This window comes from Allocoleopsis franciscana PCC 7113 (assembly GCF_000317515.1).
In the GTDB taxonomy this organism is placed as follows: Bacteria; Cyanobacteriota; Cyanobacteriia; order Cyanobacteriales; family Coleofasciculaceae; genus Allocoleopsis; species Allocoleopsis franciscana.
Genome location: NC_019738.1, coordinates 4,554,804 through 4,577,169 on the forward strand (window position 1 = coordinate 4,554,804; position 22,366 = coordinate 4,577,169).

At 47.5% G+C, this 22,366-nt stretch carries 13 protein-coding genes; 8 read left to right on the forward strand and 5 right to left on the reverse strand.

Features of this window, described 5'->3' with window-relative positions:
* Window positions 1–18 precede the first annotated feature (18 nt).
* The 3 genes from MIC7113_RS18905 (at window position 19) to MIC7113_RS18915 (ending at window position 4,357) form a co-directional block, all read left to right on the forward strand.
* Window positions 19–792 carry an ABC transporter permease gene (locus tag MIC7113_RS18905; RefSeq protein ID WP_015183776.1) on the forward strand — a complete coding sequence of 258 codons (774 nt, stop codon included), beginning with the start codon at window positions 19–21 and terminating at the stop codon, window positions 790–792.
* Window positions 793–956: 164 nt separating this feature from the next.
* On the forward strand, window positions 957–3,314 hold the full coding sequence (locus MIC7113_RS18910) for a hybrid sensor histidine kinase/response regulator (RefSeq protein ID WP_015183777.1): 2,358 nt from the start codon (window positions 957–959) through the stop codon (window positions 3,312–3,314).
* Between the two features lie 149 nt (window positions 3,315–3,463).
* On the forward strand, window positions 3,464–4,357 hold the full coding sequence (locus MIC7113_RS18915) for an ABC transporter ATP-binding protein (protein WP_015183778.1): 894 nt from the start codon (window positions 3,464–3,466) through the stop codon (window positions 4,355–4,357).
* Between the two features lie 20 nt (window positions 4,358–4,377).
* Here the strand turns inward: MIC7113_RS18915 and MIC7113_RS18920 are convergent, their stop codons facing one another.
* Complete coding sequence (locus MIC7113_RS18920) at window positions 4,378–4,596, reverse strand: hypothetical protein (RefSeq protein ID WP_015183779.1); 219 nt, start codon at window positions 4,594–4,596, stop codon at window positions 4,378–4,380.
* A gap of 282 nt (window positions 4,597–4,878) precedes the next feature.
* Between MIC7113_RS18920 and MIC7113_RS18925 the strand changes: the two genes are divergently transcribed.
* From MIC7113_RS18925 to murD, 3 genes are all read left to right on the forward strand, one after another.
* Window positions 4,879–5,580 (forward strand): type IV pilin-like G/H family protein, encoded by a 702-nt coding sequence (locus MIC7113_RS18925; RefSeq protein ID WP_015183780.1) that lies wholly within the window; start codon window positions 4,879–4,881, stop codon window positions 5,578–5,580.
* A 112-nt stretch (window positions 5,581–5,692) separates the two neighbouring features.
* Window positions 5,693–7,882: a glycine--tRNA ligase subunit beta gene (gene glyS, locus MIC7113_RS18930; RefSeq protein WP_015183781.1), complete on the forward strand. Its 2,190-nt coding sequence runs from the start codon at window positions 5,693–5,695 to the stop codon at window positions 7,880–7,882.
* 216 nt (window positions 7,883–8,098) lie between these two features.
* Window positions 8,099–9,511 carry a UDP-N-acetylmuramoyl-L-alanine--D-glutamate ligase gene (gene murD / locus MIC7113_RS18935; protein ID WP_015183782.1) on the forward strand — a complete coding sequence of 471 codons (1,413 nt, stop codon included), beginning with the start codon at window positions 8,099–8,101 and terminating at the stop codon, window positions 9,509–9,511.
* Window positions 9,512–9,665: 154 nt separating this feature from the next.
* Here the strand turns inward: murD and MIC7113_RS33575 are convergent, their stop codons facing one another.
* From MIC7113_RS33575 to MIC7113_RS18950, 3 genes are all read right to left on the reverse strand, one after another.
* Complete coding sequence (locus MIC7113_RS33575; RefSeq protein WP_015183783.1) at window positions 9,666–15,146, reverse strand: two-partner secretion domain-containing protein; 5,481 nt, start codon at window positions 15,144–15,146, stop codon at window positions 9,666–9,668.
* 404 nt (window positions 15,147–15,550) lie between these two features.
* Window positions 15,551–16,462 (reverse strand): phytanoyl-CoA dioxygenase family protein, encoded by a 912-nt coding sequence (locus tag MIC7113_RS18945; RefSeq protein ID WP_015183784.1) that lies wholly within the window; start codon window positions 16,460–16,462, stop codon window positions 15,551–15,553.
* Window positions 16,463–16,616: 154 nt separating this feature from the next.
* Entirely contained in the window at window positions 16,617–17,345 is a 729-nt protein-coding gene (locus tag MIC7113_RS18950; protein ID WP_015183785.1) for a phytanoyl-CoA dioxygenase family protein, read from the reverse strand.
* Between the two features lie 178 nt (window positions 17,346–17,523).
* On the opposite strand from MIC7113_RS18950, the gene MIC7113_RS18955 reads away from it, so the two are divergent.
* The gene (locus MIC7113_RS18955) at window positions 17,524–17,943 is read left to right on the forward strand and encodes a hypothetical protein (protein ID WP_015183786.1); all 420 of its coding nucleotides are present in this window, start codon (window positions 17,524–17,526) and stop codon (window positions 17,941–17,943) included.
* A gap of 164 nt (window positions 17,944–18,107) precedes the next feature.
* Here MIC7113_RS18955 and MIC7113_RS18960 read toward each other — a convergent pair whose 3' ends face one another.
* Window positions 18,108–18,614, reverse strand: a complete 507-nt coding sequence (locus tag MIC7113_RS18960) for a cyclic nucleotide-binding domain-containing protein (protein ID WP_015183787.1) — start codon at window positions 18,612–18,614, stop codon at window positions 18,108–18,110.
* Between the two features lie 581 nt (window positions 18,615–19,195).
* Here MIC7113_RS18960 and MIC7113_RS18965 point away from each other — a divergent pair.
* The gene (locus tag MIC7113_RS18965; RefSeq protein WP_015183788.1) at window positions 19,196–22,327 is read left to right on the forward strand and encodes a GAF domain-containing protein; all 3,132 of its coding nucleotides are present in this window, start codon (window positions 19,196–19,198) and stop codon (window positions 22,325–22,327) included.
* The last annotated feature ends 39 nt before the right edge of the window (window positions 22,328–22,366 follow it).

The following is a 22,366-nucleotide window of genomic DNA, read 5'->3' on the forward strand; positions in this document are numbered from 1 at the left end:
TAAGCGAATCCTGACAAGATGAAATATTGGCGCGAAACACTGGCGGTAGCCCAGCGAATCTTGATTGAATTGGGGCGACGACGCCGCAGCCTGATTTTTTGGAGTATTTTCCCAATTTCTGTCCTCTTGCTTAACGGGTTCATTTTGGCAGAACGAGCCAAGCTGTCAAGCGCTAAAGCCTTTGAAAGTGCTGCTCCTTCTACCTTAGTGGGTGCGGCTTTGTTTTTCAGTTGCCTAGGCGGCAGTGTGGCAACAGTGGTTGCCGAACGAGAACAGCAAACGCTGAAGCGCTTATTTATTTCCCCCTTGAGTGGAACGTCCTATTTTCTCGGTATTTTTTTCGCCCACAGTTGTATTGGTATCGGTCAAGCCCTTTTGGTGTATACCTTGTCGGCTTTTTGGGGCGCTAAGTTTCAAGGTTCGGTGCTGCTGGGGGTCTTGATTATTTTACTCAGTATTATTTCCTATGTGGGTGTAGGATTTATTCTCGGTACACAGTTTGCACGGCGGACGGAGGATGTCAATGCTTTAGTGGCGGCTTTCGGGGTACCGTTGTTGATTTTAGGGGGAGCTTTTCTTCCCGCTTCTTTATTTCCCAAGAAACTCTTAGAAATCGCCAAATTTAACCCAATTTATCACATGAATGAAGCTTTGCTAAATGTCTGGGCTAATGGCAAGAATTTGCAAGATATTCAAGAGCATTTTAGTTTTTTGTGTGTGTTTTCCCTAATCATGATGGCAGGGGGATGGCTTTCTTATCAACGGATGCTGCGAGTTGAGCGAAGATTTTGAATGCTACGGCTCTTAAAACCAACCCAGTATTGAGAGATACTTCTCAAGAGCGAGTAAAACTTTGTATAAATGGTTATAGTTCACTATGAAGAGCAATAGTTTTCAGATACTAAAGGCAGAGTTGATAGCAACTTCAACTATAACTATAAAAAACTTAACTTAAGATGAATCTCGATGAATTGACTCCAAAGATAGAACAATGGTTCTCTCGTGTGACGGAACTACTGCAACAAAAGGAGGTAGTAACCGATACCCCGTCTCCATCACCAGAGGAACAGCGACAATTACTGAGAGAGGCTTGCGAGGAACTTCACATTGCTTTAGAAGAACTGTCGATTGCCCAAGCCGAGCTACTCCAGCAAAATCAAGAATTGATATTCACTCGCGAGGCTGTGGAAGTTCAACGCCAGCGCTATGTTGAACTATTTGACTTGGCTCCTGATGCTTATTTAGTCACGGATGTGAATGGGAAAATTCAGGAAGCCAACCGTGCCGCCGCCTCGATGCTCAACATTGAGTCACGATTTCTGGTGGGCAAACCGCTGAGTATCTATATTACTCAGTCAGAACGACAGCGTTTTTATGCGCTTCTAATTCAGCTGGCTCAGGTAGACCGAGTACAGGAGTGGGAAGTGAGTCTCCAGCCCCGCTACGATAAAGTGTTGAATGCCGCATTAACGGTCACCCCTGTGCGTGAACCGGGTGGCAAGGTGATGGCGCTACGCTGGTTACTCCGGAATATCACTGAGCGCAAGCAAATGGAGCGGCAACAACGGTTACTCATTCGTGAGCAGGCGGCTCGTGAAGCGGCGGAGGCTCAAGCTGAACAATCCGCGTTCCTGGCTGAGGCGAGTCATCTGTTAGCTTCCTGCCTCGACTACCCCACCACCCTGAACCAGGTGGCTCAATTAGCCGTGCCGACGCGTGCAGATTGGTGCTTTATTGATTTGGTCGAAAACAACCCAACCCTGTTCAATCAGCCGGTTGTGGCTGCAACCGACGCCGAGCAGAAATCTCGAATCCTGGAACGCCGGGAAAACGAGCTGCTGCCGTTCGAGGGGGATTATGGAGTCGCGAGGGTATTAGAAACGGGGGAGCCAGAACTGATTACAGACATTCCCGATGCATTCCTAGTGTCCATTGCACGGGATGCTACACATCTGGAGCTGCTGCGTCAGTTTAATGCTAAATCTTACATGATCGTACCCCTAATCGCCCGTGAGCAAACGCTGGGCACGATGGTTTTTGTTTCGTCAAAACCACAACGTCGCTACAGTCGGATTGATCTGATGATGGCGGTGGAACTGGCGCAACGGTGTGCGATAGCGATGGACAATGCGCGGCTTTATCAGGAGGCTCTGCAAGCGAATCGCATTAAGGATGAGTTTTTGGCGATCGTCTCCCACGAACTCCGCACACCCTTGAACGCTATCCTGGGTTGGGTGACGATCCTGCGGAATCGAACCGTGAACGCAGTGACGACGCATCGGGCATTAGAGACGATTGAGCGCAATGCCAAGTCTCAGAAAAAATTAATTGGGGATATTCTCGATATCTCGCGCATCATCCGAGGTAAGATTCGCATCAATACTTATCCAGTTCACCTGGACTATATCATCGGTGCCGTCGTTGAGAACGTGCGTCCTACGGCGGAACTCAAAGAGATTCAGATTGAGTCGATGCTTGACCCTTCAGTGGGTTCAGTGATGGGCGATTTAGAACGCTTGCAGCAAATTGTCTGGAATTTGCTGTCCAATGCAGTTAAGTTTACGCCTCAGGGGGGGCGTATCGAAGTTCGACTCGAACAGGGTACAGGCGATCCTTGGGGTTGCCCCTACGCTCAGATCTCCGTGAGGGACACCGGTAAGGGAATTCGTCCTGAGTTTCTGCCTTACGTGTTTGAGTACTTTCGCCAAGCTGATGGTACAACCACCAGGCCCTATGGCGGACTCGGATTGGGTTTAGCGATCGTGCGTCAGTTGGTAGAAATGCACAACGGCGTGGTTTATGCCAAAAGTGAGGGGGAAGGCAAGGGAGCAACCTTTATCGTGCAGCTACCGATGATTGATTCCCAGCAAAAGCAGCCACCCCAGAAGTACAGAGTCCTTCTGGATAACTTTCCAGCCCTCGATGGCTTGCGGGTGGTGGTGGTGGATGACTGTACCGATACCCTAGAATTGATCGCTTTTATTCTCGAACAGTGCAGGGCGCAAGTCCAAACAGCGACATCGGTTGAGGAAGCGATTCAAGCGATCGCACAATTAAAACCCGATATTCTCATTAGCGACATCAGTATGCCAGATGAGGATGGCTATTCGCTAATTCGCCAAGTCAGAACCCTGGAAGTCGATCAGGGAAAGCCAATTCTCGCCGTTGCTTTAACGGCATTCGTGAGAGAAGAGGATCGGACTCGGACTCTTGATGCCGGGTTCCAGATGCACCTACCTAAGCCCATTGAACCCATTGAGTTAGTTGCCGTCGTTGCCAACCTGACGGGACGCAGCCAATCGAGCGATGCTTAAGTGGAGTTACAGAGGGGCGGGGGAGCTGAGGAGCGGAATTGAGCGATTATTATTCTGTTCTCAACAGATAGGATTTTAAGGCGCGTTAGCTTATAACTCACTTAAAGGGAAATGATATAACAGTTGTGCCCTAGTGTGGACTTGACATCGTGCTGAACATCGAGAAATTAAGCAAATCTTATGGAGAGCGACAAGTTCTTCAAGATTTAACGCTGCATATCCAACCTGGAGAAATTTATGGATTGTTAGGGCCAAATGGCGCAGGAAAAACGACCACAATTAATATTATTTGTAATTTGTTGAGTGCCGATAGTGGAGTCATTCAGATTAATGGCAAACCCGTATCCAAAACCACAAAACTGTTGGTTGGCGTCGCCCCTCAAGAAAATTTACTCTATAAAACCCTGAGTTGTGAAGAAAACCTAAATTTTTATGCCCAAATCTACGGTTTAAAAACACAACAACGGCGGCAACAAGTTGAGACAAGTCTGGCAGCGGTTAACCTGTTAGATCGGGCAAAAAGTCCGATAGAAACTTTGAGTGGTGGGATGCAGCGACGGATGAATATTGCCGTGGCTTTAGTGCATCAGCCCAAGTTATTAATTTTAGATGAACCGACGACCGGGTTAGATATTGAGGCACGTTATGAGATTTGGGACTTGATTCGGCGTTTGAAAAGTCAAGGAATGACGATTTTGCTCACCACTCACTTATTAGATGAAGCGGAACGTCTTTGTCAGAGAATTGGCATTCTCAAGGGAGGGGGAATTGTTGCCGAGGGGAGTTTGGAAGAGTTGCGGCAACGGATTACAGCGCAAGAAATGCTAGTGGTACAAACCCCTCAGGAGGAACAAGCGATCGCTCGTGCTCAATCATTAGGCTTCACTTACCGTCGTTATGGCAATGACCTCACATTTTGGTTACCTGAACAATTGGAACTGAAAGAAATTATCGCCCGCTTCGATGGGATTCCCCTCGACTCTATTTCCCGTCAGCCGGTGCGTTTGGAGCATATTTATGTAGAAGTGACTCAACAAAATTAGGATTGGGGAAATTGAGTGAGCTAAGATGCATCTTCAATTCCCATAACGGAGTTTTCTAAGGCTCGTTCAACTTCACCTAATTCTTTTTGAGTCGCTGGGTCAACTTCCGTTGGTTGGTCTAAATTAGCGCTGATTTCGTATTCATCAACAACTTCATTAACAGCATCTTGATTGAGCGTTGATTCGCTGGAAGGATTGACAATCTCTGGGGCTTGGGGTTTTGATTTATCCTGTTTCATGTTTAACTCCTTTGGTATAAATATTAGCCCCGATCATCAGAATGAATATCTATCTAGAGTTCACTGTTAGTTGAGAGATATATCCTAATGAAAGTGAGGGTGGACTGACGAAAGCTTGATTTGTCAGTGATATGTATCACCCTTAAACGTACCGAGGAATCGCTACGCTCAGGTCAATGGATATTTTGCATAAGAGGTAGAGACGCGAGAGATAGATAAAATAGCTAGTCCCATTGGCAGTTACCAGAATTTGACTTGCTACACTCAGTCGGGAGAACAACCATGCCGCTCAAAAACTTAGCGAATTCCTCTCCAAATTCTTCGCTGAATCACCCGACGGATACCTGTTTAACCAATCTAACCCTCGATTTCCCCCGGACTCCAGTCGATAGTCGCCATAGGTTGCCGAATCAAGGAAAAGAGGTGCCGTTAATGCCTAAACTTGTAACCGATACACCCCAAAACAAGCGACGCTCTTTGGCAAAAGTGGGTGGATTCAGTATCCTGTTGCTCTTAGGCATGGGTACAGTTCTGAATTTTCCAAATATTGTCAGTGGTGGCTCTAACGCTGCTCAAGCAAGACAGACAGAAGCTAGGAATAACCTGAGTGCAATCAACCGATCGCAACAGTCATATTACTCAGAATTTAAAACCTTTACCAACTCCCTGACCGATTTAGGTGTAGGCTTCAAGTCTCACTCCGCTAACTACGATTATTCCATCCGTACCACAAAAATGGCAGCCTTTCATTATGCGATCGCTCGGCAGGGAGAGTCAGAACCACCCCTGAAAAGCTATGTAGGAGCGGTTTTTTGGGTATCATCGACCAATTTCAACCCCAAAGCCGAGAAAGATCAACTCCTAACAGTCGCCATTACCTGTGAAACGCTGCATCCGGACAATACCAAACCCAACGCCCCAACCCTGGTTAAGGGTATTCCGACTTGCAGTTCTGGCACCCAGAATTTAAGATTCCTGAAATGAACCATGACACGGCTGGTGAAAGGAGCGGGGGAGCGGGGGAGCAGGGGAGTGAGTGAGAAGGTAAACTGTTGAAACCAGCCTGTAACGTCCAGCCTTCTCTAGATTGATTGATATGCCTACGTTTTTATTAGAAGTTGGTACAGAAGAATTACCCGCAGATTTTGTCGATAGTGCGATCGCACAGTGGAAAGAACGTATTCCTCAGTCTCTCAAGGAGCAATGCCTCACCCACGATGAGATTGAATACTACGGAACGCCTCGACGCTTAGGCGTACTCATTCCAGGGCTACTCGAACAGCAACCTGATCGCGAAGAAGAAGTAAAAGGCCCCCCCGCCAAAGCCGCGTTTAAAGATGGCAAGCCCACCCCAGCCGCCGTTGGCTTTGCCCGCAAGCAGGGGGTAGAACTGGACACCCTTGAGGTTAGAGATACGGATAAAGGGGAATTTGTCTTTGTTTTGAAGAAAATACCCGGTCGCGCTGCGACAGAGATTCTCACCGAACTCATTCCCCAGTGGATTTTCGGCTTAGAAGGTAGGCGGTTTATGCGCTGGGGTGATGGGGATTTGAGGTTTCCCCGCCCGATTCGCTGGTTAGTCACGTTGTTAGATGGGGAGGTATTGTCCTTAGAACTGGAGAATGGATCGGAGACGATAAACAGCGATCGCATCTCCTACGGGCATCGAATTTTACACCCCCAATCCATCACCCTTTCCCAAGCAACGGATTATGTTGAGTCTCTCCGTTCTGCATCTGTCATGGTGGAACCTGAAAAACGACAGAACCTGATTAAAGAACAAGTGGAGTCAGCCGCACAAAAACTAAGCGGTTATGCCCCAATCGATCAAGATTTGTGGGAAGAAGTCACCAACTTAGTGGAATGGCCTACAGCCGTCGTCGGAAAAATTGAGCAAGAATTCTTAAGTTTGCCCTCGGAAGTAGTCACAACAGTCATGGTGACTCATCAACGCTATTTCCCTGTTTTTACCAACGAAACAGAAGGGAAATTACTGCCTAATTTTATTACGATTTCTAACGGCGATGCCAATAAATCGGACATCATTGCCGCCGGCAATGAACGGGTAATTAAAGCCCGCTTAGCTGATGGTCAGTATTTCTACAAAACGGATTTATCTTTGCCTCTTGAAAACTACTTACCCAAGTTGGAGAAAGTAACATTTCAAGATGAGTTAGGTTCAGTACGCGGTAAAGTGGAGCGAATTGAGAAAATTGCCGCTCAAATTGCCGACCAACTCGCTGTATCAGCATCCGAACGTACTGATATCCTCCGGGCAGCACTGTTGTGTAAAGCTGACCTCGTGACTCAGATGGTCTACGAATTTCCGGAATTACAAGGAATAATGGGGCAAAAATATGCAGCAGCGAGTGGAGAATCGGAAGCCGTAGCAACAGCAATTTTTGAGCATTATCTACCCAAAGGGGCAAGCGATAAGTTACCAGATACTCTTACGGGTCAAGTGGTAGGTTTGGCTGACCGTCTGGATAGCTTAGTGAGTATCTTTGGATTGGGAATGATACCCACGGGTTCAGGTGACCCGTTTGCTCTGCGCCGTGCAGCAAATGCGGTAATTAATATTACTTGGGGAAGCAATTTATCGATTAATTTGCATCAGTTATTGCAGGATATATCAGCAGATTTTGTAGCCGCTTATCCCGATAAAAGTTCTCCGGTAGAATCGTTACAGGAGTTTTTTATCCAACGTATCCGCACACTCCTACAAGAAGGAAGTGTCGTGTACAACTTGCCCAATGTTGACTACGATTTGGTGAATGCGGTTTTAGGAGAAAATGACCCGGAATATACAGAGCGAGCCTTAAAAGATTTGTTGGATGTACGCGATCGCGCCTTATTCCTCCAAGAAATCCGCAATAACGGGAAGTTAGATGAAATCTACGAAACGGTTAACCGTTCTTCTCGCCTCGCGACCCAAAAAGGGGATTTGGATACGCAACAACTCGACCCGACGGCTTTAATCGATACAACGTTATTCCAAAAGACTTCCGAGCAAGCTTTCTATGACGCCATTGTTAATTTAGTGCCGCAAACGAAAGCCGCGCAAGAACAGCGAAATTACCAACAACTGGTTAATGCTTTGGCAGAAAATGCACCCACGGTGAGCCGATTCTTTGATGGCGACGATAGTGTTTTGGTGATGGTGGCGGCGAAAGAAAATCCGACAGAAGAGGAGTTAGCCATCCAACGGAATCGCTTGAATTTGCTGGGGTTACTGCGGAATCATGCGCGTGTGCTCGCTGATTTTGGCGCGATCGTCAAAAGTTAGGACGATGTTATTCTTTTTGGGGAGCATCGCAAATGTATAAATTGTAAGAACGGTGAGGAGAGTTTAGAAGCTTATCTCTAAATTCTCCCCGCACCCGCGCACCCCAGCTCCCGCGCACCCCAGCACCCCCGCTTATTTCTCCCTGGTAATTGGCAAGTTCCCAGTCTCCTGAGTACTATGGGGAATGCTAAACCAGGGATATCTGCCATTTAATTTATGCCCAACGCTCAGATAATTGGTCTGGGACGCTCCGGAATCGCTGCCGCACGTCTCCTTCAGCAGCAAGGCTGGCAAGTCACACTCAGCGATTCTGCTAGCGCGGAAAGCATCGCTGCACGGAACGGTTCCGAATCTCTGCAACAACAACAACAAAGCCTCGCGGCTGAGGGAATTACCGTTAAACTGGGTTGTTCCTTAACCCTCGACGATGCGGACTTACCCCAACTCATTGTCGTTAGCCCTGGTGTGCCTTGGGATATCCCGGTATTAGTGGCAGCGAGAAGCAAAGGAATTGACACGATTGGAGAACTCGAACTCGCTTGGCGTCATCTCCAATCCTGTCCTTGGGTGGGTATCACCGGTACCAATGGTAAAACCACCACTACGGCTCTGATTGCTGCCATTTTTCAATCCGCCGGTTTCCATGCCCCCGCCTGCGGCAACATCGGCAATGCTGCGTGTGAACTGGCATTGGAGTCAGGAGCCAGGAGTGAGGAATCATCAAGCCAAAATCCCCCAGATTGGGTGATTGCAGAAATTAGTAGTTACCAAATTGAATCTTCACACGACCTGGCTCCCAGAATTGGTGTCTGGACGACTTTTACCCCCGACCACCTCAGTCGTCATAAAACATTAGAAAATTACTACAACATCAAAGCGCAACTCCTGCGGCGATCGCAACTCCAAATCTTCAATGGCGATGACCCCTACCTGCATAAAATGGGTGTAAAACACTGGCCTGATGCCTATTGGACAAGTGTAAAAGGCAGAGACTCTCTATTAGGCGACCCTAATCGGGGATTTTACATCCAAGAGGGTTGGGTCGTTTCACAAAATGAACCAATTGTCAAGGTAGAATCCTTGCGGATGGTGGGGGAACACAATCAGCAGAATTTATTGATGGCTGTGGCGGCGGCACGGTTGGCAGGAATTGAAAAGGAAGCGATTCAAGAGGCGATCGCCAATTTCCCTGGTGTGCCTCATCGCCTGGAACACATCATCACTTGGCAGGGAATTGACTTTATTAATGATAGTAAAGCCACTAACTATGACGCGGCTCAAGTTGGATTATCTTCCGTGGCAAGTCCTGCGATTTTGATTGCTGGGGGTGAAGCCAAAGCCGGGGATGATACAGGTTGGATTGAGACGATTCATGCCAAAGCGGCGGCTGTTTTACTCATTGGTGATGCGGCATCTGCTTTTGCGGAACGGTTGAAGCAATCGGGGTATGAGCGTTACGAAATTGTGGAAACCATGGCGAAGGCTGTACCGAGGGCGGCGCAATTGGCTCAAGACCATAATGCCCATGTTGTCCTGCTTTCACCCGCTTGTGCTAGTTTCGACCAATACCAAAGCTTTGAGCATCGAGGCGATGATTTCCGTCAACTTTGTCAACGGTTGTTGGATTAGATGGGTTTTGGTTTAAATAATCTTGCCAGATTGGGAAGCGATCGCGTGAATTGGTTACACCATTTAGATCCCCCCCAACCCTCCTCACTAAAGCTCCGGTTAAAAAGGGGGGAGAACAATTAGATATGCTGCCAATTCGGGGAGAACGGTATTATTACTCATTTCCCTTCGTTGCTGGTGAACACAACGGCTCGGAAATCCCAGGCTGATGAGGGGTTGCGGTAGGAGTTTGGGCGGTGAGAACGACTTCACCTTTGGCATTGATGAACATTCCCTGTGCTTCCACGAGGGGAGGAGTCGCAGGGGTGGCAGGAGGTGCTACCGGAGCGGCTGAACGGCTGATGTTGCCCCCATCACGAGTCACCCAACTGGGTGGGATTGCTCCACTCCGTTGCATGTCATCTGGGCTGGGAGGGAGTCCGCCTCGTCCGGTTACCACAAATTCACCTTGACCATTGGCAGACTTACTGTTGCCTGGTCCACAGCGATTGGCAATTTGTTGGCTGGAGTCGATTACCTCTACAGGTAATTGTGTCAAGCCTTGACTGGGGTCGATGCTCAGGGATTGGATGTTAATGTTTCCCTGGTTACCGGATTGGGAGCTAGCGCTGATGTCGCTAGTGCGATTTTGCCGTAAGGTATCGAAACTCTGTCTGTTCTGCGGTTTTAGACCGAATACCCGGTAGTTGTCAATGATATTGATCTGTCCACCGTCGCCACTGAAGGCATTGGCAATAATATCGTTATTTTCCGACGGGACGGCAACGACGAAGGGAGCTTTAATTGTGATGTTGCCGCCATTTGCATCGCCTGTAGCATTAGCCGAAATTAGGCTTTGGTGACGCAGGAGTAATAAATCGGTTACTTGCAGATTGATGTTTGCCCCCCCTTTATCGCTCCTTTGTCCGGTTTCGGCAGTAATTTGTCCTCTGTCTAACGAGAGGTTATTGGCGGTGATTGAGAGATTGCCGGCTTGTCCTTGGGGGCTGCTAACGGTGGCTTGTGAACCCTCTCGAAGTCTCAGTTGATTCGCTGTAATTTGTAGGTTCCCAGCTTGACCTCCATTAGTCGCTTCAGCTTTAAGGCTACTCTTGTCAGTGAGGGCGACAGTGCCTCCTTGCGCGTTGACAGACACATTGCCTCCCTTCCCACTTTGCGTAGAAGCGGATATCTCACTGTTATTGCTCAGTTGTAGAGACGATAAATTCTGTAGTTGAATATCACCGCCACTACCGGCTTGTGTGGTTGCTGCTAACTTAGCTGAGTATTCCAATATCACTTCTGGGGCACTAACCGCTAGCTTACCAGCCGTTCCTCCACCCGTACTGCTGACGGTAGCGCTAGAACCATCTCGAAGTGTCAGTTGATTCGCTGTAATGTCTAGGTTTCCAGCTTGACCTCCCTTAGCTTCTGATTGAATGTGGCTACCGCCAGTGAGGGCGACGGTGCCTCCTTGCGCGTTGACGCTGACACTGCCCCCCTTACCAGTTTGCGTTGAAGCGGATATCTCACTGCTATTTCTCAGTTGTAGAGATGATAAATTCTGTAGTTGAATATCACCGCCACTACCTGCCTGTGTGGTTGCTGCTAACTTAGCTGAGTATTCTAATATCACTTCTGGGGCACTAACCGCTAGCTTACCAGCCGTTCCTCCACCCGTACTGCTGACGGTAGCGCTAGAACCATCTCGAAGTGTCAGTTGATTCGCTGTAATGTCTAGGTTTCCAGCTTGACCTCCCTTAGCTTCTGATTGAATGTGGCTATTGCCAGTGAGGGCGACGTTGCCTCCTTGCGCGTTGACGCTGACACTGCCTCCCTTACCAGTTTGCGTTGAAGCGGATATCTCACTGCGATCGCGTAATTGTAGAGTGTTTAAACCTTGTAAGGTGATGTCCTGACTAGTCCCTGAGATATTGCTAGCCGAGATTTTGGCACCATTTTCTAAACTCAGTTGAGAGGTGTTGAGAGTGACACCGCCAGCGTTACCTCTTTCCCCATCTGCCTGAGCTGATATGCGGCTGTTGTTGAGGGTAACTAAGGCAGCAGGATTTGCTCCTTGGTTGAGGTTGATGCTACCAGCTTGACCGGTTTGAGTCGAGGCAGAGATGCTGCTGTTATTACTGAGGTTGAGAGTATTTAAGTTTCGCAGCGTGATGTTGGCTGGTTTGGCACTGCCTCCGGCATCAGTTTCGGCGGTAACTTTACCATCATTGAGGGTAACTGTACTTGCGGTGATGTTGACATCACCGGCTGTACCGGAACCATTTTTACTACTAGCGGCAACTTGCGCTCCTTGCTCGATAGATAACTGTTGAGTATTAATCGTGACACCGCCTGCGTTACCACCATTGGTGGCTTCTGCTGACAACTGCCCATCACCCCTCAAGGTAACTGAGTTAGGAGCAGTAACATTTAAGCTTCCTCCCTGTCCACTCCCAAATGTGGAAGCAGAGACTTTAGCACCCTCAGCAAAATTCACTTGCAAATCATTCCCGCTATAGGGATTAAGGGTCAGATTTCCAGCATTAGCAACTCCTTGTGTTTCAGCTAATAGGCTACTGTCAGCACCAGAAAGGTTGAGGGTGTTAGTGCTGACAGTAATATCTCCACCCGTGCCTGTGGCAGGTTGTGTGGTGGTTGTGGAAACTTTTGCTCCAGTATTGATATTTAAGGTTGGGGTGGTGATGTTGACACTGCCTGCTTGACCTGAACCCGTAGTTTCTGCTGACAACCGCCCATCACCACTTAAGGTAACGGAGTTGGGAGCGGTGATATTCAAGTCTCCTCCTTTACCCCTACCTGAGGTCGAGGTGGATATCTGTGTGCCATCAATTGCCAAGGTCGGGGTAGTAATTGTCACACTTCCTGCTTGACCATTGCTAGAAGTTGTGGCGGATATACTGCCCTTGCCGCTGAGGGTGACCGACTCAGGAGCTGTGATTGTGATGTTGCCACCCTTCCCGATGTCAGTGGTAGAGGCTGATATCTTAGCTCCCTCTTGTAAAAGTACAGATAGCGTTTGTCCACTATCATAGGGTCGCAGGGTGAGGTCTCCAGCGCGTCCGCTACTGCTCGTTTCGGCAGACAAACGGCTAGAAGAATCAAGCCGTAGTTCTGGTGCCTTGACAGTGATACTTCCTGCCTGCCCAGTGTTGGTGGTATTACTGATAACTTGACTGTTATTGAATGTGATTAGACCAGGACTAGTGATGTTGACATTCCCGGCTGGGCTGCTGCCTTTGGTGTCACTTAAAATCCGACTATTGTTGAATGTGAGGTTTCCTAAGCTGGTAATAGCGACATCTCCTGAGCGACCCGTCTTACCAACATCTAAGGTAATTGTCTCTGATGGGTTTCCTGGAATTGTCAGCGTCAACGGCTTGCTGGTAATAATGTTGGTATCGGTGAGCGATAAATTTCCAAAACCTTTTACATCAACTGCCCCAGCTTCTGAGGAAGAAGATAGAGTTAAGATTTCTAGATTGCTGACATTGTTTTTAGCTTCTAGAGTAACTTTGCCACCATTTCCGGCGGTTCCTTGCTCGGAGACAGAAAAGGAGTTAAGCAATGGAAAGCGTTGTCTACTATCGTCGGCAGTAAACCTCTCTCCTACAATATTCCCATTTCTGACACTGAGGGAAATTTCTCCCCCTGTTCCACTACTGCCAAATTTTGAGTAGGAGAACGAGTTCAAATCGCCTTTTAGAGAAATGTTGCCGTTGGTAGTGGAGATATCAATTGCTCCCCCAGCTCCACTATTGCCATATTGTGAGTAAGAGAACGAGTTGACTTTGCCTAGAGAAATGTTGCCGCTGGTAGTGGAGATAGTAATAGCTCCCCCAGTTCCAATATCCTTGCTCAGCAAGCGGGAGGAGACGGAGGATAGATTCCCTGTAATGATTTCCCCACCAGCAGTAAGAGTGATCGCCCCCCCACCTATGTCCCCAGAGTTTGGAGACTCTGTGAAGATGTCCCCATTAATTTTGATGTATCCACCAGCATCTAGAGTAATCGCCCCTCCATTTCCGCCCAAAGAGTAAGCGTCTAGCTCCCCTGTGGAGATGTACCCACCAGCTTTGAGAGAGAGCGCTCCCCCATTTCCCCCGGAATAGTCGGGAATCGAAAGATAATTAGAAGCTGAGGATAGCTTCTGTGTGGAGATGTTCCCACCAGCGATTAGAGCGATCGCTCCCCCATTTCCCTCCTCAGAGGTGCTGGAGTAGAGAGAAGCTGTGGAGATATTCCCACGAGCATCAATTGTTATGGAACCACCATTCTTCTCAGAACTGAACACACCTGTAAAAGCATTAATGTCGCCGTTAACGTTAATGTTTCCTCCTGCCAACGCGAGATTAGGCTGATACTGGTTGGTTAAAAAGACCATGCCCCCGTTATTTGTGATAGTACCAAGTGTGATGTTGGCACTCGTTGCAGTTGAAGTGCCTATAGTGCCAGGAGTACCAAATGCAGTAGTTCCTGCTCGAATATCAAGAGTCGGTTGAGTTCTGCCGTTAATTTTTACTGGTGTTCCATCAGAGAGGGTAACGTCCTCAACAAGTCCGTTGATTGGGTCTGCACGTCTAATCTCGACACTACGTGTAATCGTCACACTACCACCTGCCAAGATATGCAACGAGGCTCCTGTGTAACCACCAAAGTTGACATCGCCACTGGCTCGAATCACAGGGTCATTGGGACTAAATAAGTTTCCTAAATTACCATCCAACGTTTCAATCCGGAAATTGCCCCCACTCCAGTAGTGAGCATCACCCCCGACAGTGTTCCCACTCCGCAACACCATATCCCCACCGGAAAACAAGCCACTATCGGGGTGATTCAAGGCAAAAATATCCACCCCTTGGTTCCCCTGCACCTCCAACTTCCCACCCGCAGAAGCAATAAACGGATTTGTGACACTATCGCGCACCTTCACCGTATCCTGTGCCTGTAGCGTCAAATCCCGTCCCGCCTGCAACTGCCCCTGCACATCCAGATTCCCCGCTGCCAACGTCAAGTCTTGTCCTGCCCTCAAATTCCCACGATTCGTAATCGTTGCTCCAGGCTGAGAAGCCCCCCACTGTACCCCTGGAGTTACATTAATCGACAACAAGGGCGCTGCTTGTGGCTGGGTAGCACTAAACTCACTGCCATCAGAAAACTTGAAACTACTCCCAGTTGTTGCCAAAAACGAACCCCCAATATCTAGCTGAGCATTCGGCCCAAACAAGATACCATTCGGATTGAGCACAAATAGATTCGCCCCACCATCAACCCCCAACGTACCTAAAATATTAGAAACATTCGAGCCAGTAACACGGCTGAAGATGTCTGCAATCCCAGCAGGATTACTGAAATATACCCTTTGTCCGTTGTTGACATTAAACTCAGAAAAACTGTGGAATAAAGCACTGCCGCGAACAGCACCCCCATCAATCCGTTCTGCTGGCAGCCCTCGAATATTCACATTCGGCGTTACCAGAGAACTTTCATTCCCCAAAGTATTATCAGGAACAATCTGAGCGAAAACCGGAACACTGAAAACAGCAAGTCCTATCGGAAGTAGCCCTAATGCTCCGGTTGTCCACTGTAAACCCTTCCTGCAAAGCCCACCTTTCCAGATTCTGTTCACACTCATCTTCTTTGCCAAAGCACAATAAACGATTGAGTGTGCCTACCTCATGGCAATCCTGTACGTTTGGCTTGAAACTCTCTCCAGCTCTAATATGGAAGTTTATAAATCAGCCTAAAGGCAGATGGCAGTTTTCAGCTCGGTACAATACCTTCGGTTGTAAGGTGGCAAAATATTGCAAATTTTTCAACAATATCCCACCTAGTAGCGCGGCAAGTGGCGAATGCTTACCCTACCGTTTTTTGTTCTTAGAGAGAGTCAAAGCCCTTAACGTACACATTTGCTCGATTCAGTACGCACACCCCAGTTCCCGCAGTATAGCTAAGTTTTGCTGGGCGGGTCAGCGGACAAATTCGCTACAGCCCTGACGGTGAATGGGATTGAGCGTGTTCATGAAAGAAAGCGCGAACCTAACACGATCGCCCTCGTTTTCCCGCAGCGGAATGACCCACCGGATTTTTCCCTACCCAGCGTTCATCCACGGGTTCCGATGCTAGCTGATAACGGCTATCGGAAGACAGTCGAATCGCACAGGAACGGTTATCCAAACTGGCATGAATCGTAAATATACTAAAAATTAAAACATCTCCCGCTTGGAACTCCGCAGAAAGCCAGCGTCCTCCGTATTTTTTACGCAAAGAAACTGGATTTTTAGTCAGTGCGCCATCCCACCATTTTTCACCGGATGCATACATTGATGCATTCTTTCTGTTCGTACAGTAACTATCTACATCCTTGCGTCCATAGCCGTTTTTAATGGTTTCAAGACGATGGGACTTTTCCAAAATCATTAATCCCCCTAACTCCCAAGAAATATCACCTAAAGGAGTCCAAGCCGTGTAAAGAAAGTCCGTTCCCCGTCCCATGTACACACTATCACCATGAGGGTAAGTTCCTCGTCCTGGGGCGACGGCCCTCAACCAAGTGTAATCGTAATGTCGGACTTCTCCCCCTAAAAGAAGGTGAAAAAAATCCATCATCGCTCCCGAATACAGTACTTCTTGAAGTGTTGGGCTTCGAGTTGCTAAGTCGGGACGGAAACTCATTGTTAAGCCTGGTTTGGCGATGCAATCCTCAATCGGTGAATCAGCCCTAAGTGACCCTTCAGCCGCTAAGCAATCTGCTATTTCTCGTCTAGCTTGCCAGATTTTTTGGGAATTGAGAAGAGATTTAATATACAAATAACCCTCTTCTTGCATTCTCAAACGCAGTGCATCCGGTCGTGAGAGTAAGTCTGATGAATCTTTTAAATCACCAAAAGTATCAGAGCGACAATCAAGTTCGTGACCGAGAGAACTTAGAATAGTTTTAGCTTGGCTCATAAGCATCCCTACTTTTTTTGAGAGCAGGTTTAATACCAATTAGGTTTGAGTTTGACACATATTCTCTAATTGCTCCCCCTTTAATAAGGGGGGTAGGGGGGGTCAGGGATGACACGGAAAAAGCCAATTAGTAAAAGATTGCTTTTCAGCTCAATTAGGGATAAACACCAGGCGTCTTTAAGATGTCCCGTTGAGCCTCAGTTAGATTGGGATAATCATCATGATTGTAGTAATTCCGCAACCAAGCTGAGGGGTAAGGAGAATATTTGTAGAAAAGAGTGCGGCGATCGCATTTTCCTTTCCAAACCAGAGTACCGTGGGTTAAGGCTTCGGTGAAGATAATTGCTGTTCCCGCTTTACCCACTATCTCCTGTACGCAAACATGAGGATACGCTAAATCTTGCAACTCGGCTGGGAGGGGGAAGTTGCTCTTATGACTGCCGGGAATGCAACCAAATCCACCGTCTCCTGGATTCACATCGGTTAGATTGTAGGCAACGGCGGTTAAGCCGTTATACATCCGTCCATTTTTATACAGGTAATACTGGCAAGGGTCATAAGGAGTTCCACCCCCATGTAGATCACTACCAATCGGCCCAGTGCCTTGACGAATAATGTGAATATAATCGTGATCGAGGCGAAATTTGGGGCCAAGCAGGTCAAGCAGATAGGGGCTAATCCGGGGGTTATCGATCAAGTTTTGAAAGGGGGTGCCCCAACTAAGTAAGCGGTTGAAACGCAACCACAGCTTCCCTGGTTCATCAACTAAGGCAATTTGTTGGTCGATAATCTCATTCAGGGCGGCGAGTTCTGCACCGGTTAAGGCGTCCTCCACGATTAGGAACCCTTGCAGATCGAATAGGTACTGTTCAATCTCGGTCACAATTATGATTCCTCTATTCCAGGATACTCGTGGCAGGCAACACAAATTGTCGGAGGGGGTTGTCTTGCTTCACAAGCTAATTACACAATGTAGTTAAGATGTATTGTTACATGCTTTCTCAAGGGGTGCAGATCTACCTCAATTACACAGCTAAAAAGCTCCAATCTCTCCCCTGCTTATGTCAAACCTCTCTATAGAAGCCCAAGCGCTGCGTCAGCGCATTTCACGCTATTTTCAGCCGACTCGCGAGGAACTCGATCAAATTCTTAAACTGGAGTTTCAGTTTGTTCAGTTGTTGGATGTCGTCTTGCGATTATACCCCCTGGATGCTCAAACCCAGGAAGCGATCGCGTACCTGGAAGAATCCAGAACCTGGGCGGGACTATCGGTGAAACGTGGTCAACAGATAGGGTATCAACCCTCAGACTACCCACCTCACAGTGACATTTTGGCAACAGACAGCGAATCGGTCGAGTCTGCCTTTGATGTGGTACACAACACCATCTTGAGTCGTTGTATGCCAAACCGAGAGATGGATTTAGCCCTTGCCCGATTGGATGATGCGAAGGCAGCGCTGAATCTGGGTGCGTCTCGCTGAATTGGAATTAGGTAATTTAAGAGTATCAAGACAAGATTGTCATCTCTTTGTCATTGAGTTGTCATATTCAATAACTACATTGGCTGATAGGCAAACATGAGTGTCATGCGTTGCACCTCAAACCCTGTAAGTGTTCTCTCAGTTTCTACAGAGAGAACATTTTTTTATAAAAAACTCCATTCACCAAACAGATTCTTACTCGCATTCTGGAGTTCTGAAAGCTTATCATCCGGCTGGGTACTGTACAGTTCTGAAACTTTGCGAGTCATGGCTGATGCCCGTTGTGCGATCGCGGCTGCCATGTTCAACATTACAATGGAAGAGGCTGCATCGCCTGTGTGCAAACGTTGGCGCAAAACGTCAAACGGTATCGTCAGCGCCCGTACTTGTGTTAGCGCCATAACATTGGCAGAATTCGGTTCACCACTAAAAAAGCTGATTTCTCCGAGAACGGTTGGTGCTGTGATTGTAGAGAGATCCTTCTCGCCAGTCGGAGTATCGAGAAACACCCGAACATTTCCTTCTAGAACAAAGAAAATCTGGTTCCCTTGGGAGTTTTGTTGCACAATCCGTTGACCAGCAGGAATAATTATTTTTTGACAGGCACTGACAAAGTTTTGTAATTGAGTCTGATTGAGATATTGAAATGCTCGGAACTGATTGTAACTCATACAACTATCCCCACCCTAGTTGAGACGGCGCTTAAACCTATATTGTATTGTCGTCAAAAGTAGCGATCGCGCTGTATGTTGTGGCTCAAGCAATGGTATAGCTGCGACACACATATTCTCAATCCGTGCGATCGTCTTATTTTTCTGAACGACCAGGAGTATCTCTAGTATGAGGCTATAAAGTGATATTTTTTCAAACTTTGTTGCTCAAAAAGTTTTATTTTGGAGAAATTAGCCAATTAAGAATTAAAGATATCTTAATGGAAGCTTCCATTAAAAGGAAGCTCTGTTATGTTGTAAATTTGTATAGCTAAATAGCGGTTTAATGTTAACTTATGCGGTATAGCTAAGTACTGAAGTAACTCGGCGACATTGGATGGGAATGAAGTGCAGAAGGCGTTAGCGTAAGCTCGCTAATTGTACCTATCGCTTACGTTTGCGCTATGTTGTACGATTAGGCGTTACTAAGAGTCTGCTTCGCCGAATCAATGAGGGATAAGATGAATGGCTTAAATCGCGCAAAATTTTGGCAGTTTTCGACTTTTCTGAACTGAGTTTATCTAGTATTCCCACCCCCTGAAATGACTAACGCTAGAGGCCATAATGTCGAACCCTCAACAAGTTGGCAGACGGATGGTGTCGCCGTTCATACTTACCCGAATCTTCTGCAAGGGGTGGCACAAGCCACAAACCAACTGTTAACAACTGATGACTTGGCAACCGCCATCAACCAAACCTTAGCAATTTTAGGGCAAGTCACCCATGTAGATCGAGTCTATATTTTTGAGATTCATCCCCACACAGAAACGGCTGAGCCAGCAATGAGCCAATGGTGTGAATGGGCAAGGGAAACGGTGACGGCGGAAATTGACAATCCTCAGTTGCAGAACCTCCCCTTTGCCTCTGTTGGTATGAGCCGTTGGTATGGGGCATTATCTGATGGACACTCTTGTCATGGGTTAGTGCGAGACTTATCCTTACCTGAACGGCAATTATTGGAACCGCAGGGGATTTTGTCGATTTTGGTGGTTCCCATACCCGTTAACGGTAACCTTTGGGGCTTCATTGGCTTTGATGACTGCCACTCAGAGCACCAATGGTCACCCGATGAGTCTGCCGTTTTAATGACTATGGCAGCGATGATCGGTTCCTGTATCACTCACCGACAAACCGCAGATGCCCTGAAGCAGAGCCAGTTACGCTTGGAACAAATCACCGCTAACGTACCAGGAATGATTTTTCAGTTCTTGCAACGTCTCGATGGTTCTCGTTCTGTTCTTTATGCCAGTTCGGGTTGTCAAGAAATTTATGAGTTAGAACCAGAGGCGATTCAAGCCGACTTTCAGATGCTTTCCAATTTAATCCATCCCGATGACCGCGAAGCTTATGAACGTTCGGTGGCGAATTCTGCGGCTAAGGGTGAGCCTTGGAACTGGGAAGGTCGGATTATAACACCGTCGGGCAAACTCAAGTGGGTTCAAGGGACTTCCCGCTTGGAGCAGCAGAGGAACGGGGATTTGTTTTGGGATGGTGTGTTGGTGGACATTACAGACCGTAAGCAGGCAGAGGGGGGTTTAAGGGCAAGCGAAGCACGTTTGCAGAGTTTCTTTGATGCCACATTTGAAGCGGTAATGATTCACGATCGCGGCCTGATTCTCGATGTTAACTCTGCCACCGAAGCCCTATTGGGCTACTCTAAAGCCGAACTCGTCAATCAATCTGTACTAAAAATCACCGCTCCCTGTTCGCAGCCGATCATTCAAATTCGAGCACAATTCCCCTGTGATGACCCGTTGGAAGTTGTAGGTCTCAAAAAAGATGGTACAACGTTTATCGCCGAGATTTCCGCTAAAAGCATTAGTTATCAGGGACGCACAGCCCGTGTGGTAGGCATTCGCGACATTACAGTTCGCAAGCAAGCCGAAGATGCTCTACGCCAAAGTGAAGCGAGAAATCGTGCTCTGCTCCATGCCATTCCCGATTTAATTTTTCGCTTAAGTCGAGAGGGGATTTATTTAGATTGCCATGCGGAAAATGCCAATGATTTAGTAGTACCTGCTAGGGAATTGATTGGAAAAAAGGTCGAGGAGGTTTTACCCGCACCCCTAGCCCAAGAAATTAGGCAGCTCATGGCACAAGCCCTGTCGTGTCGAACCATCCAAACATTAGAATACCAGTTGCCAATTGATGGAACGTTGCGTTACTGGGAAGCGAGAATTGTCGTATGTGGGGAAGACGAAGTTTTGGTGATTGTGCGTGACATCACAGAACGCAACCGTGCCCAAGAAGATCGCCTACTGACGGCTCAACGCGCTCGCGAAGCCGCCGTTAGGCATCGCTTATTGGGAGAGATTGCTTTACGGATTCGGCAATCCCTCGATTTAGAGCGCATTCTTCAGACCACGGTTGCAGAAGTTCGACAATTTTTAGAGTGCGATCGCGTATTTATTACTCACTTTGATAAACGATTGCAGGGTAATATTGCGGCTGAATCGATGGCACCCAAATGGGGTTCAGTTTTAGAAGTATTGCGGGGAAACTCAGTTTATATCAGAGAACTTCAAGCTTTGTTTGAATCTGATGATCTTCAGGTCATTGATGATACAACTCAGGCTGATATTTCCCCCCTACGAACGCATTACTTTGGGCAATATCAAGTCAAAGCTTGCTTAGCAGTGCCCATTATGATCAGTGACAAGAAGCTGTTTGGGGTTCTGGTGGCTCACCAATGCGATCGCACCCGTCACTGGCAGCCTTTTGAAGTGGATTTGCTCAAAGCCCTCTCAACTCAAGTGGCGATCGCTGTTCAGCAGTCTCAACTTTACGAACAAGTACAGACACTCAATACTAACTTAGAACGTCAAGTCGAAGAACGAACCCAAGAGCTGAAGCAGAAATATACTGAACTTCAAGAACTACACCGACTCAAAGATATCTTTTTACACGCCGTTTCTCACGACTTGCGGACGCCAGTTTTGGGTTGGTTAATGGTACTCAATAATTTACTCCATCGTCAGGAATCAGACGGGTTAAGTGTTGGTAAATCTCAAGAATTGAAAGTGAGCCAGTTAAACATTGAAGGGTCGGATGAAAGCCTTCAACCCTGTCAACCCGAAAGTATCCCAGTTTCTCGTTCCGTTTTAGAGCGGATGATGCAAAGCAGCGATCGCCAACTGCGTCTGATTAACTCGCTGTTAGAAGTTCATGCCAGCGAAGTGGCAGGCGTTGCTTTGCAGTGCGACCCCATACAATTGGGTGAACTGGTACGAATTTTAGTTGAAGATTTCGAGCCATTGTTGGCAAAAAATCAAGCTACTTTAATGAATCTCGTTCCTGCAAATTTACCGCTGATTAGTGCCGATGCAGGGCAACTCAGGCGAGTCTTTGAAAATTTGCTCAATAACGCCTTAAACCATAACCCACCTGGAATCACAATCAGGCTAGAGGCTCAGGTTAAGGAAGAAATGATTTGCTGTACCGTGGCAGATAATGGTGTTGGCATGAGTCAAGAAATGTGCGATCGCTTGTTCCAACTTTACTTCCGAGGTAAGGATGCGAAAAATTTCTCTCAGGGGCATCGTCCCTACACGGGTTTAGGTTTAGGGTTGTATCTTTGTCGCCAAATTATTACAGCTCACGGTGGCGAAATAGGGGTTAAAAGTCGCCCCGAACAGGGGACAACATTTTGGTTTACTTTATCCGTATTACTGTAGTTACAGCCCTTTTCGATTGGGTGAGGTACACTCTGATTT

Excerpts from the sequence above, each read along its gene's own strand:
- MIC7113_RS18920 (WP_015183779.1), bottom strand. The coding sequence starts at position 4,596 with ATGAAACAGGATAAATCAAAACCCCAAGCCCCAGAGATTGTCAATCCT.
- MIC7113_RS18955 (WP_015183786.1), top strand. The coding sequence starts at position 17,524 with ATGTCAAACCTCTCTATAGAAGCCCAAGCGCTGCGTCAGCGCATTTCA.
- MIC7113_RS18945 (WP_015183784.1), bottom strand. The coding sequence starts at position 16,462 with ATGAGCCAAGCTAAAACTATTCTAAGTTCTCTCGGTCACGAACTTGAT.
- MIC7113_RS18905 (WP_015183776.1), top strand. The coding sequence starts at position 19 with ATGAAATATTGGCGCGAAACACTGGCGGTAGCCCAGCGAATCTTGATT.
- MIC7113_RS33575 (WP_015183783.1), bottom strand. The coding sequence starts at position 15,146 with ATGAGTGTGAACAGAATCTGGAAAGGTGGGCTTTGCAGGAAGGGTTTA.
- MIC7113_RS18925 (WP_015183780.1), top strand. The coding sequence starts at position 4,879 with ATGCCGCTCAAAAACTTAGCGAATTCCTCTCCAAATTCTTCGCTGAAT.
- MIC7113_RS18965 (WP_015183788.1), top strand. The coding sequence starts at position 19,196 with ATGACTAACGCTAGAGGCCATAATGTCGAACCCTCAACAAGTTGGCAG.
- MIC7113_RS18910 (WP_015183777.1), top strand. The coding sequence starts at position 957 with ATGAATCTCGATGAATTGACTCCAAAGATAGAACAATGGTTCTCTCGT.
- murD (WP_015183782.1), top strand. The coding sequence starts at position 8,099 with ATGCCCAACGCTCAGATAATTGGTCTGGGACGCTCCGGAATCGCTGCC.
- glyS (WP_015183781.1), top strand. The coding sequence starts at position 5,693 with ATGCCTACGTTTTTATTAGAAGTTGGTACAGAAGAATTACCCGCAGAT.
- MIC7113_RS18960 (WP_015183787.1), bottom strand. The coding sequence starts at position 18,614 with ATGAGTTACAATCAGTTCCGAGCATTTCAATATCTCAATCAGACTCAA.